Origin of the sequence: Mesorhizobium sp. M1006, from assembly GCF_040318825.1 — a bacterium.
Lineage (GTDB): Bacteria > Pseudomonadota > Alphaproteobacteria > Rhizobiales > Rhizobiaceae > Mesorhizobium.
In genome coordinates, this window is the sequence record NZ_JAMYMZ010000107.1 from 1 (window position 1) to 4413 (window position 4413).

General features: G+C 54.9%; 4 protein-coding genes. All 4 read right to left on the minus strand.

Translation table 11 applies throughout. From position 1 onward, the window contains the following. Positions 1-236: 236 nt before the first annotated feature. The 4 genes from NKH60_RS34545 to NKH60_RS34560 all read right to left on the minus strand — a co-directional run bounded on the left by NKH60_RS34545 (position 237) and on the right by NKH60_RS34560 (position 3944). A complete protein-coding gene (locus NKH60_RS34545) occupies positions 237-1691 on the minus strand; it encodes a WD40/YVTN/BNR-like repeat-containing protein (protein ID WP_352875062.1) in 1455 nt (484 codons plus the stop codon). Next, positions 1688-1873, minus strand: coding sequence for a hypothetical protein (locus tag NKH60_RS34550; protein WP_352875064.1), 186 nt, complete (start codon positions 1871-1873; stop codon positions 1688-1690). Before NKH60_RS34550 ends, NKH60_RS34545 begins: the two co-directional genes overlap by 4 nt. 268 nt (positions 1874-2141) lie before the next feature. Then, on the minus strand, positions 2142-2510 hold the full coding sequence (locus tag NKH60_RS34555) for a hypothetical protein (protein WP_352875065.1): 369 nt from the start codon (positions 2508-2510) through the stop codon (positions 2142-2144). Positions 2511-2528: 18 nt separating this feature from the next. Continuing rightward, on the minus strand, positions 2529-3944 hold the full coding sequence (locus tag NKH60_RS34560; RefSeq protein ID WP_352875067.1) for a hypothetical protein: 1416 nt from the start codon (positions 3942-3944) through the stop codon (positions 2529-2531). Positions 3945-4413: the final 469 nt, after the last annotated feature.

Below are 4413 nucleotides of genomic sequence, written 5' to 3' on the forward strand. Positions count from 1 at the left end.
GCGGCCATTCGTCTGGAAAGCAGATCCCGATGAGATCATTGCAGCAGTCAAACGCGGGCACCAAGCGTTGGAATCAATCCACTAGAAGGGCCCTCATTCGACTCCCTTCTGCGGCTCGACTGCGAACAACTGACTTAAGAGAGTGCGGACGCTTGTCCTTACAGCTTGACGCCAGTGCTGCGACGCAACTTCGTAATGCGTGGAACGCATTAGCAGCACGGCAAGCGGTCAAAAGTTTAGAGGCTGCGTTGGTCACTCTCCAAGCCTGGTATCACAGCGCCGGCCGTGATCCATTCCGATAAAAGATCGACATCGACTTGGGCAAGTTCACCCTGCATCGGGCCTGTTCCAATTATCGCAACCAGGAACATGCTGCGGTCGGGGGCACCGGGAACAACCCAGCCACCACGGATCAGCGCCGCCATCAATTCGCGTGGGGTATTGAACAGCGATTTTAGCGTGGCCGGGGTGCCGTCGGCACCTGGAAGGACCAGTTCATCATGTGACCGGCGGGCGAGTGGAGCGTATCTTTCAATCATTTCGACCACCCGGGCACCTAGTTCTGCGGGAGAGGCGAGTCCGGGACGCGCTATCATCCCAGTGGTGGCTTCGCCGTCAATTGACACCCGGTACATGAAGTGCCCGATTCCTGTTTCTGCCCCGCCCTCGTTCTTGAAGTCCCATTTGAAGGTTCGCGAACCGGGGTTTGGCGATTTCTCGTCTACCAAAATCTTGACCAGGGTCTGGCGGGGATCAAAAATGGTAATGGTCAACCGCATCGCATTCTCCGGCACCTGCGCCTCGATTGCCAGGGATTCCCACGCAAGTGGAAGCGGCGTCTCCGCGGCGCGACGCGCTGCGAGCGAGATCCGAGCATGTTCCGTCTCCGGGGTCACGATACATTGATAGATGGTGCCGCCCGAAGCATAGGCAACGATCGGTTCTGATCCTGTGAAGCGAAATCTATTAATGAAACGTCCGACATCGTTTGCATCCGACCATGTGGCTACGCCGTCGGCGGTGCCGCTGGTGGTGCCTAAGGGGTTGCTGGGGAAGCCACTACCCCAGCCGCCAACCCAGCCGGTCATCTCATCAAGGAAGCCGATGCCTTCAAGATTCACGTTTCCCTGCGGATCCGTAATCTCTATTCGCTTCCAGGTTTGCCCGCCATCGGTGGTTTTCAAAATGGCGGCGGCAGTGTCATTCTCAAGCGAGACAAATCCGACCCGATCGTCCAAGAACTGAATCTTCCATCCCCACTCCCCCCTTGGAAAGTTGATGCCGGAATTTCGCAACCTGTCTTCCCAGGTCTTGCCGCCATTCGCCGTGAACAGCACGACTGGCTTAAGTCTATCGTAGGTCGTGCCACCGATGCCGCCCACCACCCATCCGTGGGTGTCATCTGTAAAGTGCGTATCAATCAGAAGATTGGCATGTGCCGCCATCGACACGGAATTCCACGTCTCACCGCCATCCGCCGTGTGCATGACGGCCGCTTCTCTGCTCGGATATTGCGTCCCTGAGGCAAAGACGACATTTTTGGAAGGTGACGAAATTCCGCAAATCGCACTTGGCTGCGGCTGAAGTTTAGGCGTCATATCGTTCCATGTTTTGCCATCCGTCGTCTTCCATAGACGTTGTCGCCGGGTAATTGAGCCTATCCATCCATCCTTGGCGCTGGAAAAACTCATACACCGCAGCCACGTGTCCGGATCAACGGTGTGCTGGATCGTCCAAGGAGTTTGCCCGCCATCTTCTGTGTGAACGATCTGACCAGCGCTTTAACCGCCCAGCCGATCGACGGACTGACGAACCAAATATCGTCGTAGCGTGTCTGCACCGGCGCGAGGGTGGGACGCCAACCGTATTTCATGGTTTTGCTCCGCTTTTTCGAACGACAGACGACAATATGAACTGATACTTCTTGCGAGCAATCCCGCGGGGCAAGGCGAGAAGGCGTCCCTACCCTGCATGCCGCCTTGCCCAAAACCAAACACATCAAAAGCTCCAAGACAAATCGTCGTGGAGCCGATTGCCTCCAGATCAACAGCCGGTGCGCGAATTCACAACTGCCAAAACCTTGCTGGTGCTTGAGGCAACTACAGAACCTTAATGCGTTCTCGTCTCGATCTACTGGTTTGTCAAACAATTGCCGTGCCCTCGGGACAACCTCGCAAAATCCAATCTTTGATCTCGTCGATTTCGTCCTGGTTGAAGTAACCAAAGTCGTCGCCAGAAATGCTTAAGGGCATTCTCCCGTATTTGCCACCTTTTGAGAATGCCGGGGTGTCGCCTTGCAAGGCATGAATAAGGGTGGAGTTGTTCGGGTCCCCGACAACGACTATCCGTTCGCCCTTGACAGAGCCGTCGGTCACAAACTTCTGGTAGGTCATGGTCTGCCACCACCGTCCATGACCGGAAAAATCCGGCTCTGCGCCAACTCTCGTGCAGCAATCGTCCAGGAATTTCTGAAATTCGGCCCAACTGTTGATCGCATTGGCCATCTTCATGCCTTTCCTACGGATTCGTCACTTTTGCGTCATGAAATCGATGAGAGCCCGAACCATGGGATCGTCATCGAGGGCGGTCTTTGGCACCCTATTTGTTGTGTCTAAGGTCGTGATTGCCGGAACTGCTACCCGTGCAACAGTTTGTTGCGGAGGGTCCGAGGCATCCAACGCCATGAACGCCACAAAATCCAAGCCTCTTACGTTGGAGATGGCGTTGTGACACTCCATGCAACTGCGTCTGTTCCTCTGATTGTAAGTTTCCATGGTTGTATTTGCTAAGGTCGACCCGACGCCAGTGGGAAATGGCATTCCAGTGTTTGTAGGAGACTCGGGATTTGGCATGGTCGGCCATTGGGTCATCACCAGCATATAGTTTGCCCAAACTGTCCCCTTAATCCCTGGCAACTCCCAATAGGCACGGTTTATGGCCATCGTTTCTGGCTGAATACCTTGCTTTCGGACCACTTGCATTGGATTAGGATCGGGTAAGGGCAAGTTATCCGAGCTGATAGCATCTGGAGGCGTTGCCGGATCCAGATCGGAGGGCGGCTTGCCAGAATTATATGAATACGGCACCCGAGCATTAGCGGCATCAGGTTCGGCGTCGTGCGGAGGCACGTTATCAACGTGTTCGAACGAACTCCAAATCCATTGCGGGCGCAGCTTGGTCTTAATGACGATATGAAAGCCTACCAACGCAACAGCTTGTTCCTTGCAAATGACGCTTCCGGCCTTAGCCGTGGCTTCCGGGTCGAAAACAAAAGCCGAAGATACGTAGAACCGATCACGAACGACGTCGTCTGCTGCAGTTAGGATGCGCCAAGCAGCCTTGATTTCGATGGAACCGTCTTTAAATGAGCCGGGCGCGGCAGATGTGGGTTGCTTGCCCTTCACATACCATTCGTTTTGGAAGATCGTATCAAATTCCTCGCGGTTGAAACGAACTTCGTAACGCGTGTAGGTCTTGTTCTGCGCTATCAGCGGGTTGGCAAAGCTGGAAAGGCTGAGGGCCGCCTGATTGAAATCGGCGAAATGGGAAAATGCGCTGAGCGTCTTTTTGTCGTTACCTACGGAACCGCCACAGGGATTGCCGCCGTCGAAACTCTTCCATTCGGCAGGCTTCACCGCCCCAGGAGCGAAAACCTCATACCGCGCCTTAAAAGTTTCCCAGACCCGGGGGCCAGGATCGGCAAGCGTCTTGTTAGCATCCGGCTCGCCGCGATGGATCACGTCGGTTAACGCTGGCCAGTTCAGGGCGATAAAGGCGCGCCAGCTGAAATTGTCGAACCGCGGAAACGGGCTTCCTGAGCCGTCGGCAACGTCGTCAATGCGTATGGGAGAGATCCTTGGATCCACATCCTCCCCAGCGAGACATAGCCCCGAAGTCAATGAAATTGCGAGGGCAGTTCCAACACCGAAGCCAATCCAGCGCATTTGGTGAATTCCTTGCTGGCTGATGCCTGCTTTCGCAGCCGCGGCGCGGTTGCGACCTTTGCGTATTCAGATTGCCGCGATCGGCTTCGGCGAAAAGCAAGTGGATAGTTGCCAGGTCGGATGTTCGAAGAGCAGAATTAGGCTAGATGGTTGACACCTCATCTCCACACGCTTCGGCGGAGAAGTATTAATAGTATCAAATTACTTGTGACGCAATACACATGAGATGTGCACCCCAGTGAATATCTCGCATGCTAAAGTCCAAGCTGAGGCTGGTGAGTTTCTGATGCTGAAGCGCCCGCAAAACTGGCATGGTACAGGCGATCGGGCGACCACGGTCCTGACCGAAAGTAGTCGAGAATTCGAGCCGTCGGATAGCAGCAACCCTAGGTCGTGTGGACACTTATCTGATCCAGAGGACGGTTGCGGCGATGGTGACGATGGCGAGGTAGTTTCGGGCTGTCTTCTC

Bases quoted from the DNA above. Each gene is read 5' to 3' on its own strand.
- NKH60_RS34545 (WP_352875062.1), bottom strand. From the start codon at position 1,691: ATGAGTTTTTCCAGCGCCAAGGATGGATGGATAGGCTCAATTACCCGG.
- NKH60_RS34550 (WP_352875064.1), bottom strand. From the start codon at position 1,873: ATGAAATACGGTTGGCGTCCCACCCTCGCGCCGGTGCAGACACGCTAC.
- NKH60_RS34555 (WP_352875065.1), bottom strand. From the start codon at position 2,510: ATGAAGATGGCCAATGCGATCAACAGTTGGGCCGAATTTCAGAAATTC.
- NKH60_RS34560 (WP_352875067.1), bottom strand. From the start codon at position 3,944: ATGCGCTGGATTGGCTTCGGTGTTGGAACTGCCCTCGCAATTTCATTG.